Here is a 16,461-nt window from a genome sequence, read left to right as displayed (position 1 = left end):
CAAGCGGAATAAAATGTTAAAAGAACAAGCCTCAATAGAAAAATTACGTTGGATCATGTCGCAACTGCGAGACCCTGCCACAGGGTGTCCGTGGGATCTTAAGCAGGATTTTGCTTCTATAACCAGTCATACGCTAGAAGAGGCTTATGAGGTAGTTGATGCTATTGAACAAGGTGACTTTGTTGAGTTAGAAAAGGAGCTAGGCGACTTACTCTTTCAGGTGATTTTTTATAGTCAGTTAGGTCAAGAACAGCAGTATTTCAATTTTGATAGTGTTATAGCCGCCATTTGTGAAAAACTTATTCGCCGCCACCCCCATGTGTTTGCTCAGGCGAATTTGCACAGCGATGCTGAAATAAAAGCTAATTGGGAAAATGAAAAAATACTCGAAAGGCAGCAAAAAAATCAGCGGGAAATGGCGAATAAAACGAATAAGCAAAACTTGAGCCTTTTGGCTGACATCCCGAAAAACTTACCGGCTTTATCGCAGGCAGCAAAGATTCAAAAACGTTGCGCACATGTCGGCTTTGATTGGCATAACATCAACGATGTTTTTGCTAAAATTGAAGAAGAAGTACAAGAAGTTAAAGACGAGTTAGAGGCCAAGTCACTGAATAAGAAAGCGCTCGCCGAAGAGTTAGGTGACTTAATGTTTGCAGTAGTCAATTTATGTCGTCATGCCAAAGAAGATCCCGAAACACTACTTCGCCATGCGAATAAAAAGTTTACTAAACGCTTTCATGGCGTGGAGGCACAAGTACATCAATCGGGTAAAAGTTTTACTGAACATGACTTAGCTGAATTAGAAAATTATTGGCAACAAGTAAAAAAACAGGAAAAAAAGGCATCATGATAGGTAACGGCTATAAAACACTCTAATAATTTTATGAGCAAACGTATGAACGAAAACAAAAACAAAAACAAAGAACAAAGCTCACCTTACGTTACCATTGCGTTGACTAACCCAAAGAGCCCAACCAATGTTGGCGCGGTAATGCGTGCTGCAGGTTGTTATCAAGTTGATCAAGTGCTTTATACCGGCCGACGCTATGAGCAAGCAGCTAAATATAATAAAGATGCTTTAAAAACTGATACCAAAAATGCTCAGGGTAAAATTCCTTTATTAGGCGTTGAGGATTTTATAAATATTAAAGACTTACTGGAAAATATCTCATCGACGACTAAAATCATATGTGTTGACTTAGTTGAAGGAGCTACACCCTTACCACACTTTATTCATCCACCCCAGGCGGTATACATATTTGGTCCTGAGGATGGCACAATAAAGCAACAAGTCATCGATTGTGCTGATGAAGTTGTCTATGTTCCTACTATTGGTTGTATGAACCTAGCTGCCTCGGTTAACGTGTTGCTTTATGACCGGTTAGCCAAATCTAGTGTTATGCAAGAAAGCAATGGCCAGGCGGATGATGTACTAATTCGTCAAAGTCGTGATACTAACAACAAAGTGAAAGTTAAAAATTCCACAGGCAATTAATAGCTGAAATAGAGAGTATTCATACATGGAAAGAGTAATTAATACTGAGCGAGAAGTAAGTAAAGACGTCACCTTTAATGTTAATACCTGTCCGGTTTCACCATCAGTGCAAAGCAAAGCCAAGATTATCTTGTTGAAAATCACCGGAGTGTTTTGTGTCGGTTTAGCTATATTAGGAGCAGTATTGCCTGTGCTACCGACAACGGTTTTTCTGATCATGGCGGCGGCTTGTTTTGCCAAATCTTCACCACGAATGCAAAAAAAATTACTGGCAAATAAAACCTTTGGGCCATTAATCCATGATTGGCAAAAATATCGCAGTATTCCTAGAAAAGCGAAACGTATTGCCTTATTAAGTATTATACTATCTGTGTGCTGGTCGGCCTTTATGTTACAAAGCGCGCTATTAACTGGATTAGTTGTGGCATTGGTTATTGGGCCGTTTATTTTTTTAGTACGCTTACCTCTAAGTAAATAGGTAATAAAGCATAGCAGAGAACGGTGCAGACTCTCTGCTCTAGGATATTAGAGCAGTCTGCATTATTACTTTCGTTGTTAATCGCGGGACAATGGTTAAGCAAGTGCCTTATTGACTATTATCGCTAAATGATCTGGTAGTGTTAAACTTAAAGCAATATCATGGGCTTGCTCGGACATTTTCTTCCAGGTTAATTGCACTATATGAACAATCTTTGCTTCATTATCTTGCTCGGTATACTTGGTTGCAAACGCATCAAAGTAGTGCATAAGAAAAACTAAGCAGGCGACATCTTCTAACGTCTGACTATCACTATTTGTTTTCAAATTGTCCTTACGAATAAGAGTCGCACATTGCTCAGCTTGCTCTGCTTGGTAGCCCTGGGTAATCATAATGCTTGCCGTTAGCTGTGCATGAAACTTACCTTGAGCAATTCGCCATTGATAATATCCTGCTTTGCCATCGGCAAATTCAGTGCGCTTTAATTGCCAGCGTTTAATATGTTGTGCCCGAACCGCAATTTGTAATAACTCATTTGCTTCAGGCCAATATTGTTTTAAGCAGTCCGTCATTTGTTGACCATAAATTAATTCTTTTATTTGGCTAGTACCGTTAAATAGTATTGTATTCGGGTCTTGGCGATTAACTTCGTCAATGGCGGATAAGGTGTTGTTTAATTGTTCTATAGTCATTTTAACATCAATCACGGTTTAATTTAGGAAAGTAGTACCATTATACGCAACTAGTAATAAAAAAGAATCAGAGCAAGGGTGTTGACTTAAATAGTGCTAACTGTTCAAACTTAGAGCAACCAACCTAGAAACTGCTCGCCGCGATTAAAATATTTTTATCTCAACTGAAATTTAACAGTTCAAGCGTAATTACCGCTAGAAAATAATAAAAAACAGACAAATTTATAGCTGTGAGGACTTGTTGTTATTGTTGTTCGTTTAGCTTTTCAGTATAATACTTTCCCGTCCTGCTTGTTTGGTAAAACGTCTATTTCAACAAGTAACATTTACGCTAATTCTTTAGTAAATCACCTATTATAACTAGGTGTATAGAGCCATTTTAAAATGTTATTTTGAAATTAAGTTTATAAATAATAACCATTTAAGCGCAAAATTCTGTTTTTTCTGACATCGGTGTAAACATGACAACTAGATATATTTTTGTAACTGGCGGTGTAGTATCGTCTCTTGGTAAAGGCATTGCCGCAGCCTCATTAGCAGCAATTCTTGAAGCGCGTGGTTTAAAAGTTACCATGTTAAAACTTGATCCGTACATTAACGTTGATCCTGGTACCATGAGTCCAATACAGCATGGTGAGGTTTTTGTTACCGAAGACGGCGCAGAAACCGATCTGGATTTGGGCCATTATGAGCGCTTTATTCGCACCAAAATGACCAAACTTAATAACTTCACTACGGGTCGTATTTATCAAGATATTTTAGCTCGCGAACGTAAAGGTGAGTTTTTAGGTGCCACTATTCAAGTTATTCCTCATATTACCAATGACATTAAACGTCGGATAATTGAAGGTGCAGAAGGTTACGATATTGCCATGGTCGAAATTGGTGGTACGGTGGGTGATATTGAATCACAACCATTTTTAGAAGCTATTCGTCAGTTAGCCACAGAAGTGGGCCGTGAACGTGCAATGTTTATGCACTTAACCTTAGTGCCATATTTAGCGGCTGCCGGTGAGATTAAAACCAAACCTACCCAACATTCAGTCAAAGAATTGCGTGGTATTGGTATTTTTCCTGATATTTTAGTTTGCCGCTCAGAGCGGGTTATTCCCGCCAATGCCCGAGCAAAAATAGCTTTGTTCACCAATGTTGAAGAAAAATCAGTAATTTCACTGCGTGATGTTGACAGTATTTATAAAGTCCCGGCGTTATTAAAAGCTCAAGGTACTGATGAATTAGTGGTTAAACGTTTTGGTCTTGATGTACCTGAAGCTGATTTAAGTGAGTGGGAACAAGTGCTTTATCAAGAAGCTAATCCGGTTGGTGAAGTCACTATTGGTATGGTGGGTAAATATATTGAATTACCCGATGCTTATAAATCGGTTAACGAAGCCTTAAAACATGCGGGATTAAAGAACCAAGTCAAAGTTAATATTAAATATATTGACTCACAAGACCTTGAAGTTAAAGGCACTGAAATTTTACAAAATCTCGATGCTATATTGGTCCCCGGTGGTTTTGGTGAGCGTGGTATTGAAGGTAAAATTTTAGCGGCGCAATATGCCCGTGAAAATAAAGTACCTTATCTAGGTATTTGTTTAGGTATGCAAGTCGCATTAATTGAATTCGCTCGCAATGTTGCCGGTTTAACGGATGCTAATAGTACTGAATTTAATCCAGAAACACCTTTCCCCGTTATTGGTTTGATCAGTGAATGGTTAGATAAAGAAGGCAAAATTGAATATCGCTCTGAAAACTCTGATTTGGGCGGTACCATGCGTTTAGGTGCTCAATTGTGTCACTTGATGAAAGGTACCAAGGTGTATGACGTATATGGTAGTGAAACAATTAAAGAGAGACACCGTCATCGTTATGAGGTAAATAATAACTACCGTGAACAATTAAACCAAGCAGGTTTAGTGTTTTCGGGATTATCTGCGGATAAAACATTAGTTGAGGTGATTGAAATACCTGATCACCCTTGGTTTATTGCTGGGCAGTTCCATCCAGAGTTTAATTCAACTCCACGTGACGGACACCCACTGTTTGAAAGTTTTATTGCAATGACCTTTGAATTGCAAAAACAAAAAACAAACGTATAACAACTTTATTAAAACCGTAGCTAGCACTGCGGTTTTTGCTTTCAGTTTAGCAATATTAACATTAACTTTACCGTTCAAAGTACTATAACAATTGCACTAATTAATTGGTCAGCTTAGAGTTATAGTAGCGAGCTTATAACAAGCAAAATTTGTTAAACATAGTTATTCTATATTTTATTAATTTTGTGACGTTATCAGTTTGCTAATAAACTCCCTAGGGCGAGTACCTAATAAAAGGTAAAGGCATATATGCGGCGTTATTGATATTGACAAGGGAATAACCATTCTCTTCAATCAATGCCTTGCCTCTAAGGCTTTTAATTCTCGCTAAGTGATCAATAAATTAATGCACTTGGTATTACTTGAGCGTCATATATTTAACAGGAATGATAATGTCAAAAATTAGCAAAATTTTAGCACGTGAAATCATGGATTCTCGTGGTAACCCAACCGTCGAAGCCGATGTATATCTTGAATCGGGTGCTTGGGGTCGTGCGGCTGCACCGTCTGGCGCTTCTACTGGCTCACGTGAAGCATTAGAGTTACGTGACGGTGACATGTCTCGTTATTTAGGTAAAGGCGTATTAAAGGCTGTTGCCGCCATTAAAAATGACATCACTCCGGCTTTAATTGGTCAGCGTGCTGTCGAGCAAGCCAATATCGATAAAATCATGATTGATTTAGATGGCACTGAAAATAAAGAAAAATTTGGCGCCAATGCCATTCTTGCGGTATCTCTTGCGGTAGCCAAAGCAGCGGCAATGGATAAAGGTGTACAATTATTCGAACATATTGCTGACTTAAATGGCACTCCCGGTGTTTATAGCTTGCCAGTACCTATGATGAACATCATTAATGGTGGTGAACATGCTGATAATAACGTTGATATTCAAGAGTTTATGATTCAGCCGGTCGGCGCTGAAAACTTCAGTGAAGCATTACGTATGGGCGCTGAAATATTTCATGCACTGAAAAAAGTATTATCTGCCAAAGGCTTGAATACGGCTGTTGGTGATGAGGGTGGTTTTGCTCCTGATTTAGCCTCAAATGCTGATGCTTTAGTGGTCATTAAAGAAGCGGTAGCTGCTGCAGGTTATATTTTAGGTAAAGATGTTACTTTAGCGATGGATTGTGCGGCTACTGAATTTTACGATAAAGATAAAGGTATCTATGACCTTAAAGGTGAAGGCAAGCAATTCACTTCAAACGAGTTCTCTGATTTCTTAGGCGAACTTTGTCAAGAATACCCAATTATTTCTATTGAAGATGGTTTAGACGAGTCAGACTGGGATGGTTTTAAATACCAGACGGATTTACTTGGCGATAAAATACAAATTGTCGGTGATGATTTATTTGTAACCAATACTAAAATATTCAAACGTGGTATCGATACCGGAGTTGCTAACTCTATTTTAATTAAATTTAACCAAATTGGCTCCTTAACCGAAACCTTAGCGGCGATTAAAATGGCAAAAGATGCGGGTTACACTGCGATAATATCACATCGTTCAGGTGAAACTGAAGATACCACTATTGCCGATTTAGCGGTAGGTACCGCAGCTGGACAAATCAAAACCGGTTCTTTATGTCGTTCAGACCGTGTCGCTAAGTACAACCAATTATTACGTATTGAAGAGTTCTTAGGTGATAAAGCCATATATAACGGTCGTTCTGAAATCAAAGGCCAATAACATTTAAACTTATTGCTAGTTAGCTTGATAACTTCGTTGCTTGTGCTCATTGACTAACGTCAACTCCGCGCAAGCGCCTTGTTCTAAAACTAATTAGCTTTAATTTTAAATATTATTTAATGCAAATTAGTTAATAATTAGCATTAGTAGACAAAAAAAAGCACGGTTGTTCCTGTAAAGGCAAGCGTGCTTTTTTATGTCTGCAGTGTTAACTATACCCGTTACCATTCAAAGCACTCTGAAACATGCATCTTGAATGGTAACGGGTATATGTATATTTAATCTTCAGGAAAACTGTTTATTATATCTGTAATTAACTTAGCGGTTTGCTCTGGGCGCTCTAATGGAAACATGTGACCACCAGGGGTGGTCTGTAGCTTTATATGTTTGTTAAGTTTAACAAAGCGACTAAAGATATGATGAGGAAAAACATCGGTAGTAGTGCCATAGACCAAGGTGGCAGGTATGGTTAACTTATTTTTGTAGCGTGATAAATTTGAAGGGATATTTCGAAAAATATTGGCTTCTATTTGCGCGTCAAATGTCAGCTCTAACTGATTGTTGCGCTCACATATACCGTGAGCTATATAATCGGTTAAACATCGGCTATCAAAGTTCTTAAACAGTTTTCTTCCAGAAAATAGTGCACCTATATCAGAGCCCAATGGCCACTGAGCACGACGGTTTTTAGCGCGTCCTGCAGGGCTAAACTTATCTATCCACTTGGTTTTCTTTACCAACCTTGCCGCTAGAGCACCCGCGCCACTGAGTGCGGGAGGATCTAGCATGATAAGTCCTTTGAATAAATCAGGCCTTTGACAGCAAGCAATAAAAGATATCACGCCGCCAAATGAATGACCAAGACAAATGACTTTATTGCCATCAACTTGGTTAGCTTCGACAAAAATTATTAACTCTTCTACTTGAGCTTGCCAGTTATTATTAACCGGATTTTTCTTGTTATGACCATATTTATCTAAGGCGATAACCTGCATGTTGTCAGGTAGGTAAGCAAATAACGTTTGATAGCTGCCTGCAGGAAAACCGTTAGCGTGGACAAAATTTATGATTTGTTTCTGCATTTTATGTATTTGGATAAAAAGGTTATGGGTAAAATTTAAACGGCTGTTTAAATTTTGTCAACTGGTTAGTTACTTTAAAGCGATAAATTGTACCGTTATAAAAAAGCCCAGCATGCTGGGCTTATGACTATTGTCGATGGAATTGAGCTTATTTACTGTTTAGAGCTCTTCTAACATATACTCTAATGAGTCTTCATACATGCGTAGATCTTTTTCTAGCTGAAACTTATCACGAATCGATTCAATTTCACGCCATGTTTTTTTAGTTGTTGATGCTACGCGCTTTTTACCTACTTGTGTTGTTGACTTGAAAATTTGGTTTATCTTATCCATAAATTGCCCCTTATTTTTACCATCACATCGAAAAATAAATGCCTAGATCGATTCTATTAAATTAACACTTGCTGACTGGCAAGTAACTTAAAAGAATTACTATCTTTTTTAGCATAGTTTGTTAGTGATGAATATGAAAAAGCGTATATTTCTATAAAATATGCGCTTAAAATAATCATAAAGAGTATGAAAAATGAAATATTTTATCCTGGATTTAGAGCATAGCGGCTAATTGTTGTTCAAGTTTTACTTGATCAATGGCAAAATTACGAATGCCCTCAGCAAGCTTTTCTGTTGCCATAGGGTCTTCATTCATCTGCCAGCGAAATTGAGCTTGGCTTAAAGCCGCTTCTTGCTCAGCAGTTGCTTGGCAAGTTATTAACTTTTGTACAACAGTATCAGTATTACTCGCTAGTTCAGCCATTAACGCTGGGCTAATGGTTAACCGGTCACAACCGGCGAGTTCAAGAATTTCGCCAGTATTTCGAAAACTAGCACCCATTACCACAGTATTAAAACCATGCTGTTGATAATAGTTATAAATACTGGTAACTGAAACAACACCAGGATCTTCATTACTGGCATAGTCAGTTCGACCGGTATCTTTTTTGTACCAGTCGAGAATACGACCGACAAAGGGCGATATTAAATAAACGCCCGCTTCAGCGCAGGCACGTGCTTGGGCAAAGCTAAACAGTAATGTTAGGTTACAATTAATACCTTCTTGCTCAAGTTGCTCCGCTGCTTTAATGCCTTCCCAGGTAGAAGCAAGTTTAATTAAAATCCTATCGTTACTAATGCCGGCTTCGTTGTACATGGCAATGAGCTTATATGCTTTAGTCATTGATGCGGCAGTATCAAAAGATAATCTCGCATCTACTTCAGTCGAGATACGGCCAGGGACAATTTTTAGTATTTCTAGACCAATTAACACTGACAGTTTATCGGTGGCATCAATAACTTGTTGCTCAGCACTGACTGATTGTGTTTTAGCCCAAGCAACGGCATCTTTTACTAGTCCTTGGTAATTAGCTAAAGACGCTGCTTTTAATAAAAGCGAAGGGTTTGTGGTAGCATCTTGTGGTTGAAACTTTGCTATCGCTTCAATATCACCTGTGTCAGCCACAACTGTGGTCATTAGTTTTAATTGTGCAAGCTGTGAAGGAGAGTTTGTCATGGCGTTACCTTAATTATATCGGGGGAAATTTGATTGCTAAGTATTTCTAAATTCGATAATGAATGTAGCTGGTGAAATATTACAACATAAAAATAAAAAAGCACCCTTTATTGCGCTGTTTTTACCAGATCAAGGCATTTTTGTTTTTAAATTACGCCAAACGCCATTGTTTGGGCTTGCCTTGCTATAGATTAAACGCTGTTAACTTGCTTAAAGCTTATGATATATTACCCGTTATAAAGTACTCACTAAAATCAGCTAAAAATATGTTACTTGTTGTTTCACCTGCAAAAAAATTAGACTTTGAATCCCCGCTAGCGACAGAAAAATTCAGTCAACCTAATTTACTTGAGCAAAGTCAGTTATTGATCGATGACTGTCTCAAGCTTGCTCCCAGTGACATCGCCAGTTTAATGAAACTGAGTGATAAACTTGCCGGCTTAAATGCAGCACGTTTTGGCCAGTGGTCAACCCCCTTTACCCCAGATAATGCCAGGCAAGCCATCTTAAGTTTTAATGGTGATGTTTATTCAGGGCTTGATGCTGCGTCGTTTAGTAATGCAGATTTTGATTTCGCCCAGCAACATTTTAGAATATTGTCGGGCTTGTATGGCTTGTTAAAACCTCTTGATTTAATGCAAGCCTATCGCTTGGAGATGGGGTGTCGACTTGCCAATAGTCGTGGTGCTAATTTGTATCAATTTTGGGGTGACATCATAACGGGCGAGCTTAATAAAGCTTTGAGTGAGCAAGGTGATGAGGTCCTTATTAACCTTGCCTCAACAGAATATTTTAAATCGGTCAAGACGAAGTCGTTAAATGCCACTATTATCACACCCGCATTTAAAGACTGGAAAAATGGTCAATACAAAATAATCAGTTTTTATGCCAAAAAGGCTCGCGGTCTTATGGCACGTTACATTATTCAAAATAAATTAACGTCGGTTGAGAAAATTAAAGAATTTGATTTGGCTGGCTATCAATATAGTGACAGTTTATCACAAGGTAACGAATGGGTTTTTACTCGTAAAGAGCTTTAGTAGCCAAGTTAATCTTGGCTTTGGCTTTCATCATATTTAAACATTTAAACATTTAAACATTTAAACATTTAAACATTTTAACAGGAGGTGACATGTTAACTTTACTCGCCAAGCTTTTTCATGCCTTAAACAGTGATAGTTCCATCAGGCAAATAGCGTTAGCCATAGCCTTGGGTTTTGTGGTTGGTTTATCACCCATCTTAACCTTGCATAATATAGTAATAATATTTTTTGTTTTACTCATTCGAGTACATTTAGGCAGCTTTATTCTTGCGGTCGGTCTTTTCTCTGGCATGAGTTATATACTATCTCCTGTCATCGTCCTGGTAGGTGAGTCATTACTTACCCACCCAGCGTTGACTGACTTTTTTACCTCGCTCTACCAACTAAGCTTATTTAAACTCGCTCATTGGCACCATACTTATATCCTGGGTGCCTTTGTTTTAGGGCTAGTATTATGTGTTCCGGTATATTTTATTAGTAAAGTTTTAATAGAAAAATATCGTCTGCATATCATGACGTTTTTTGAGAAATTTAGAATTGTACAAACATTAAAGGCGTCTAAGTTTTATCGTTTATATAGCAGTTTTTCTGGCGACACTAGCCTAATTAAAGGAGCTTTATAATGGCACGATTTATTCGTTGGCAAGGCATGGTTGCCTTTCTTGTTTTAAGTGCTTTAGTGGTTGTGTTCGGCTATTTTTTTGCGGAAAGCTTAGTAAAAAAAGCCCTTGTTAGTTCGGCTGAAAGTGCTTTTGGTGCAGAAGTAAATATTGCCGAGGTAAAGCTGGTTTATTCGCCTCTGCAGATAAGCGTTTTAGGCTTGCAAGTTACCGATAAAGAAGTACCAACACAAAATTTATTTAGTTTTGAACGGGCGACTGCTGGTATTGATGTGTGGCAATATTTATTTGGTAAAATTATCATTGATGAACTTGAAGTCAGTCAGCTTGCTTTTTCAAGCGTTCGTGCTCAGGCGGGTAGAGTGTATGCTGATGAACAAGCAAGTGATGAGGGTGCACAAGCAAGCTTAGCTGAGCAAGCGAAAGACCTACTACCTGAAGTTGATATCAAGCTACCGGATGTTAAAACCTTACTTAATGACAGTAACTTATTAACGGTTAAAGCCAGCAAACAATTACAACATAGTTATAAAGCCGAACAAGTGAAATTAAAAGCATTAAAGGCGCAATTGCCTAATAAAGCAAAGATGAAGTCCTACCAAGATAAAGTCAAAGCTTTAGGTAAGATGAAAGTTAATTCGTTAGCCGATATAGAAAAAATAAAAACAGCATTCGAGCAAATTAAAGTCGAGTTTAAAGCGGATCAAGCACTTGTTAAAAAAGCTAAGCAGCAAGTATTAGCCAGTAAGGACTTATTAGCTAAGCACGTTACTCAGCTAAAAAATGCCCCGAGCAAAGATTGGCAGCAAATTGAAAAAACCTATCAACTTGAAAGTATTGATGCCGAAGACTTTGCTCATATTCTCTTTGGTGAGCAAGCGCGTGACCATGTGCAAAAGGCACAATGGGCCTATGAAAAAATATCACCCTTTCTGGATAATAGTCAAACTGAAGCAACGGCTAATGAGGTAAAAACTCATACTAGCGGGCGATTTATCTTCTTTAAAGAAGAGTCCCCGCTACCATCGGTCTTGATCAAAAAAGCCCTGTTCTCAATTCAACTGGCGCAGGGTGAAGTCATCGTTAGTGGCAGTGAGCTAACACATCAGCATTGGCTTAGAGGTAAAAATAGCCTGATAAACATTAACTCAACAGCAAATGGTGAACTTAGTCTAACGAGTCACTTTAAGCTAAGTCAATCGGGTGCTTTCAATGCTGGCGGAGCATGGTTTGTTAATGATCGCTGGTTATCCAATACTCAGTTAACAAAAAGCAAGACATTAACCTTATCCCTTGATAAAGCACAGCTTAGTGGTAAGGGTACTTTTAGCTTAAGCAATAATGACATCTCAGCGGCTAACCATTTGTCTCTTAAGCAGGCAAGTTTTCAAGGCCAGGCTAACTCAAAAATTACCCAGTTATTACTGGCTACCATGAAGTCATTAGATAGCTTAACTATTGATATTGGTGTTAATGGCGAGCTTAAGAAGCCTAAATTTACTATTGCTTCATCTTTAAGTAACGCCTTAACCGGGGCTTTTAAGCAGCAGCTTGCCGGCAAGCTTACTGACTTTAAGGATAAAGTGAATAAGGGCTTAAACGAGAAATTAGCTAATGCCTTGAAATTAGGTGATAGCCAAACAGCAGAGCTGCTTGATCTTGAAGCCTTATTAACCGATACCGATAAAGCGCTGGCTGACTTAAAGAATTCAGATATTGTTAAACAGCAACAGAAAAATCTGGAAGATAAACTTAAGAATAAAGCCAAAGATAAGTTAAAGGATAAGTTGAAAAATAAGTTCGGTGACTTATTTGGTTAGTTCATTCTCTTTGATATGTATACCCGTGATACCTCAAAATGCGCGTTTCAGGATGTCTGAGCGATTCATGATCAAGGCGTATCTTTTTATTAAGGGTTATTCCCTTAAAAACAGATACAAGGAAGAGCATGATTTGCTCATACATCCCCGTAGGGCTGGTTTAGAAACGTTTTATGCAGCGTTATTGATTTCGACAATAGAACAACTATTATCTTCAATCAATGCCTTGCCTAAAGACGTTTCTAATTCCAGCTGAATCCTGCATTTTGAAGTAACACGGGTATATACCAATTTCATTAAATTATTGCCCACTTGTGCTGGTTAAAATATCCAAGGCGGCGTTGCTCTCAATCCCAATAGCCTGCTATTGGTCAATCGAGCGCCTTGCCCTGATTTATTTTTCCTACGCACAACAAGATCCCAAACTTAATGAAAATGGTATTAGATAAAAAAAGACCGTATTGCTTAAAGCATTACGGTCTTTTTTATGAACTATGAACTAGATTTTTACTAGTAGCGACGCATTGGGACAGTAAAAGCCCCAACCATGATAAACGCCACCATCATTGGCGTTATCTACCATTTTTGCTCTTGCAGGCCAGCTTGATGTTTTAACTTATAGCCGTTAAATAAGTAGGTGACATAGGCAAGGATTTATTGATATTTATCACCTCGCTCGCTGACAACACTGCTATTGCTTACTTCGCTGCTTTTTTTGCTTGCTTAGCTTTTCTCTTTACTTGTTTCTTAGTTTTTGCTTTTTTCTGCGAGTTAGTGAGCTTAAGTTTAACCTTCTTATTAACCACACGAGATTCTTTGTGCTGTGGTCGTAAATCTTGAATAACACGACGTGGCAAACGTTCTTTGGTATAACGCTCTATTTTACCAATAACAGCCATATCATGTGCTTCAACTAAGGAGATGGCGGTACCTTTATTACCAGCACGACCTGTGCGGCCAATACGGTGTATATAAATATCAACTTTGCGTGGCATATCAAAATTAATGACATGAGTGATGTTGTCAATATCTAAACCACGAGCGGCAACATCAGTTGCCACTAATACTTTAATTTCACCACTTTTAAAACGTGCAATAGCTTTGTTACGTTTATCTTGCGGCATTTTTCCTTCTAGCCAGACACAAGGTAATTCTTCAGCGTATAGTTTGCCCGAAAGAGTCTGTACAGTTTCACGTTTATTGGCAAAAACGACAGTACGTTCGACGCCTTCTTGCTTCAATATATTGATCAACATATTTAACTTGTGATTTGAATCATCAGCTAAGTGTAGCCATTGATGAATGACCGCTTTTTCTTTACGTGAAGGGTTTGACTCTAAAAATATAGGATCGTCTAGTACTTCTTTGGCAAAACCTAGTACACCAGCACCTTCTAAAGTGGCTGAAAATAGCATGGTTTGTTTACGCCAGCGAGCTTCAGCAACAATGCGGTTGATGGCGTCACTAAAACCAATATCGAGCATGCGATCGGCTTCATCTAGCACCAATATTTCAATTTCACGGGCATCAAACTGCTCGTTTTCAATATATTCTAATAATCGACCTGGCGTTGCCACTAAGATATCTGTTGTCGTTGTTAGGATATCAGTATGACTGCCGTAGTTAACGCCACCCGTTATCACACCCGTTTTTATTTTAGTTAGCTCGGTAATTTGCTTACAGTCTTCACCAATTTGAATCGCTAACTCTCGTGTCGGGGTTAATATTAATACCCGAGGAAAGCCCGGTTGGGTACGCGGGTAGTCTAATAAATGTTGAGCAATGGGCAGTAAAAAGGCGGCGGTTTTACCCGTGCCGGTCGGGGCTGATGCTAGTATATCTTTGCCTGCCATCGCCTCAGGGATCACTAGATCTTGAATTGAGGTGGGCTTGGTATAACCAAGTTTTTTGATACTGGCTAATAATTCTGAGTCTAGATCGAATTGCTCAAACATAAGGGATAATTCACTAAGAGTTAATAACACCAATTTCATTAAATAAGTGATCTACTTTATACATAGGGAAAATCGCCAAATACAAGGCATTTATTTACAATAACTAGTTGTTTAAATTATTAAATAAATAACGAAGTGGTTGGTTATTTTAACCCGTAGATATGACTAATTAATGTGTGAGATTGGTATAATGATAATATGGCGACAATTATAATGTTTTTAGCCCTTGCTGTAACTAATTATCGCAAGGGCTAAATTCTTGTTTGCAGAACGTAATTGGATATGGTGAAGAATAAATGCTATCAGGCAAAGTGATAAACGAAAAGAATACGCTACAGTAAGTTACTGTACTCGACTAAGACTTGCTCACACCAGCTATCTAAACGTTCATCGGTTAAGTTATATTGGCTATCTTCATCTAACGACAGACCGACAAATTGGCTACCATCAGCAGTTAATGCTTTTGAGGCGGTAAATTCATAGCCTTGAATTGGCCAATAACCTATTGTTTTTGCCCCTTGTACTAGTACTTGTTCGTGTAACATACCCAAAGCATCTTGAAACCATTCGGTGTAACCAATTTGATCACCCATACCATATAAAGCAATAATCTTATCGGAAAGGTCTAATTGATTAATATCACTCCAAATTGATTCCCAGTCTTCTTGTATCTCACCGTAATCCCAGGTTGAGATACCAAAAATAATAAAGTCATAATCCAAGCACAGCGCTAAAGACTGATCTTTGATATTAATGATATCAACCAGATCGGCACCAATTAATGCCTGAATTTTTTCGGCAATTATCTCTGTATAACAAGTGGTTGAGCCATAAAACAAACCAATTTTCATTTTGCTATTTCCAAATTTTATTATATATCCGCTCTATTTCAAGATAGATGTTCAGGAACATAGAGCCATTTCACTGGGATTTTAGCAAAAACATTTATCTTTGTTTACCAGTTAATTCACTATACTCGCTATTTTAAGTTGCAAATAAAGTCCTATGGCTGTAATTTCTTTGCTTAAAATTAGGTCTATTCCAATGAGCAGGTATGTTAGGCTTGTTTTTATAGCTTTATTGCCATTACTTTATAGAAGTTATTCAAAGCTCATTAGAAGTTTGTTAGGAATTTTTAGGAATCATTATGTATAAAACGTTCTTTTTTAGCGCAGTACTGACTACGCTTACCTTGGCTTTATTTGTCCCCAGCGGCCATGCTGCCGCGCAAGCGAATGTACCGGAAATATTAGCCAAGCCGGCAATTGACCCAAGTGTGCTTGATGTTGAAGCTTTAAAGGCAAAAATTAACAGCTCTTTAGGCTTAACCGTTGTTAAAGTTGAAAAAACACCGGTACCAGGTATCGCTATGCTTGTTACTAATCAAGGCTTGTATTATGCGAGCTATAACGGTGATTATTTCATTCAAGGTAAAATATATAGCTTAGGCAATGAAGTGAAAGACTTAGCCGAAGAGAGTTTGGCGAAAATTCGTCTTGAAGGTATCGAAAAATTTAAAGACGACATGATTGTTTATAAAGCAGAAAATGAAAAATATGTGGTGACAGTGTTTACCGATATTACTTGTGGCTATTGTCGAAAAATGCATGCGCAAATGGCAGATTACAATGCACGGGGCATAACCTTTCGCTATTTAGCTTATCCACGTTCAGGTATTAAAGACCGCGCGGGAAATCTCAGTCAAGGCTTTAAAGATTTACGCTCAGTGTGGTGTAGTGAAGATACCGCCCAAGCACTAACCAAAGCTAAATCAGGTAGTGGTATTGCTTATCGCATTTGTGAAGCGCCTATTGAAGCGCAGTACGATTTTGGTCGTCAAATTGGTGTTAACGGCACGCCGGCAATTATCTTATCAAATGGTATGATGATTCCAGGTTACCAACCGCCAGCACAATTAGAAGAGTTATTGAAAAATACTTAATTCATTTTTCAATGCGCCAGTAAATTGT

The 16,461-nt window shown here is 38.2% G+C and carries 15 protein-coding genes; 9 read left to right on the top strand and 6 right to left on the bottom strand.

Annotation, left to right across the window (positions count from 1 at the left end; genetic code table 11):
• Window positions 1-13: 13 nt before the first annotated feature.
• Genes mazG through ASU03_RS13895 form a run of 3 tightly spaced genes read left to right on the top strand, consistent with a single transcriptional unit; the run spans window position 14 to window position 1,976 of the window.
• Window positions 14-853 carry a nucleoside triphosphate pyrophosphohydrolase gene (gene mazG / locus ASU03_RS13905; RefSeq protein WP_057832398.1) on the top strand — a complete coding sequence of 280 codons (840 nt, stop codon included), beginning with the start codon at window positions 14-16 and terminating at the stop codon, window positions 851-853.
• A gap of 45 nt (window positions 854-898) precedes the next feature.
• Complete coding sequence (locus ASU03_RS13900) at window positions 899-1,498, top strand: RNA methyltransferase (RefSeq protein ID WP_057832438.1); 600 nt, start codon at window positions 899-901, stop codon at window positions 1,496-1,498.
• Between the two features lie 25 nt (window positions 1,499-1,523).
• Window positions 1,524-1,976, top strand: a complete 453-nt coding sequence (locus ASU03_RS13895) for a YbaN family protein (protein WP_082627289.1) — start codon at window positions 1,524-1,526, stop codon at window positions 1,974-1,976.
• A 95-nt stretch (window positions 1,977-2,071) separates the two neighbouring features.
• Here the strand turns inward: ASU03_RS13895 and ASU03_RS13890 are convergent, their stop codons facing one another.
• Entirely contained in the window at window positions 2,072-2,668 is a 597-nt protein-coding gene (locus ASU03_RS13890) for a DUF4202 domain-containing protein (protein WP_057832436.1), read from the bottom strand.
• Window positions 2,669-3,129: 461 nt separating this feature from the next.
• On the opposite strand from ASU03_RS13890, the gene ASU03_RS13885 reads away from it, so the two are divergent.
• Window positions 3,130-4,770, top strand: a complete 1,641-nt coding sequence (locus tag ASU03_RS13885; RefSeq protein ID WP_057832397.1) for a CTP synthase — start codon at window positions 3,130-3,132, stop codon at window positions 4,768-4,770.
• Window positions 4,771-5,162: 392 nt separating this feature from the next.
• Window positions 5,163-6,461, top strand: a complete 1,299-nt coding sequence (gene eno / locus ASU03_RS13880) for a phosphopyruvate hydratase (protein ID WP_057832396.1) — start codon at window positions 5,163-5,165, stop codon at window positions 6,459-6,461.
• A 278-nt stretch (window positions 6,462-6,739) separates the two neighbouring features.
• Here eno and ASU03_RS13875 read toward each other — a convergent pair whose 3' ends face one another.
• The 3 genes from ASU03_RS13875 to tal all read right to left on the bottom strand — a co-directional run bounded on the left by ASU03_RS13875 (window position 6,740) and on the right by tal (window position 9,053).
• Window positions 6,740-7,543, bottom strand: coding sequence for an alpha/beta fold hydrolase (locus ASU03_RS13875; protein ID WP_057832395.1), 804 nt, complete (start codon window positions 7,541-7,543; stop codon window positions 6,740-6,742).
• A gap of 159 nt (window positions 7,544-7,702) precedes the next feature.
• Window positions 7,703-7,876, bottom strand: coding sequence for a DUF3545 family protein (locus ASU03_RS20800; RefSeq protein ID WP_157465910.1), 174 nt, complete (start codon window positions 7,874-7,876; stop codon window positions 7,703-7,705).
• Between the two features lie 214 nt (window positions 7,877-8,090).
• Window positions 8,091-9,053 (bottom strand): transaldolase, encoded by a 963-nt coding sequence (gene tal / locus ASU03_RS13870; protein WP_057832394.1) that lies wholly within the window; start codon window positions 9,051-9,053, stop codon window positions 8,091-8,093.
• Between the two features lie 266 nt (window positions 9,054-9,319).
• Here tal and yaaA point away from each other — a divergent pair, with 266 nt between their 5' ends.
• The 3 genes from yaaA to ASU03_RS13855 all read left to right on the top strand — a co-directional run bounded on the left by yaaA (window position 9,320) and on the right by ASU03_RS13855 (window position 12,536).
• Complete coding sequence (gene yaaA / locus ASU03_RS13865; RefSeq protein ID WP_057832435.1) at window positions 9,320-10,093, top strand: peroxide stress protein YaaA; 774 nt, start codon at window positions 9,320-9,322, stop codon at window positions 10,091-10,093.
• 92 nt (window positions 10,094-10,185) lie between these two features.
• A complete protein-coding gene (locus tag ASU03_RS13860; RefSeq protein WP_057832393.1) occupies window positions 10,186-10,719 on the top strand; it encodes a DUF2062 domain-containing protein in 534 nt (177 codons plus the stop codon).
• Window positions 10,719-12,536: a TIGR03545 family protein gene (locus tag ASU03_RS13855; protein ID WP_057832392.1), complete on the top strand. Its 1,818-nt coding sequence runs from the start codon at window positions 10,719-10,721 to the stop codon at window positions 12,534-12,536. Before ASU03_RS13860 ends, ASU03_RS13855 begins: the two co-directional genes overlap by 1 nt.
• Window positions 12,537-13,234: 698 nt before the next feature.
• Here the strand turns inward: ASU03_RS13855 and srmB are convergent.
• Together srmB and fldB are read right to left on the bottom strand one after the other, a co-directional pair.
• Window positions 13,235-14,491: an ATP-dependent RNA helicase SrmB gene (gene srmB, locus ASU03_RS13850; RefSeq protein ID WP_057832434.1), complete on the bottom strand. Its 1,257-nt coding sequence runs from the start codon at window positions 14,489-14,491 to the stop codon at window positions 13,235-13,237.
• A 332-nt stretch (window positions 14,492-14,823) separates the two neighbouring features.
• Window positions 14,824-15,342 carry a flavodoxin FldB gene (fldB, locus tag ASU03_RS13845; protein WP_057832391.1) on the bottom strand — a complete coding sequence of 173 codons (519 nt, stop codon included), beginning with the start codon at window positions 15,340-15,342 and terminating at the stop codon, window positions 14,824-14,826.
• A 296-nt stretch (window positions 15,343-15,638) separates the two neighbouring features.
• On the opposite strand from fldB, the gene dsbC reads away from it, so the two are divergent.
• The gene (gene dsbC, locus ASU03_RS13840; RefSeq protein WP_057832390.1) at window positions 15,639-16,433 is read left to right on the top strand and encodes a bifunctional protein-disulfide isomerase/oxidoreductase DsbC; all 795 of its coding nucleotides are present in this window, start codon (window positions 15,639-15,641) and stop codon (window positions 16,431-16,433) included.
• The last annotated feature ends 28 nt before the right edge of the window (window positions 16,434-16,461 follow it).

It is taken from the genome of Colwellia sp. TT2012, assembly GCF_001440345.1.
Lineage (GTDB): Bacteria > Pseudomonadota > Gammaproteobacteria > Enterobacterales > Alteromonadaceae > Colwellia.
The sequence above is the reverse complement of the archived record's forward strand: the minus strand, read 5'-3'. Positions and strand labels throughout refer to the sequence as shown.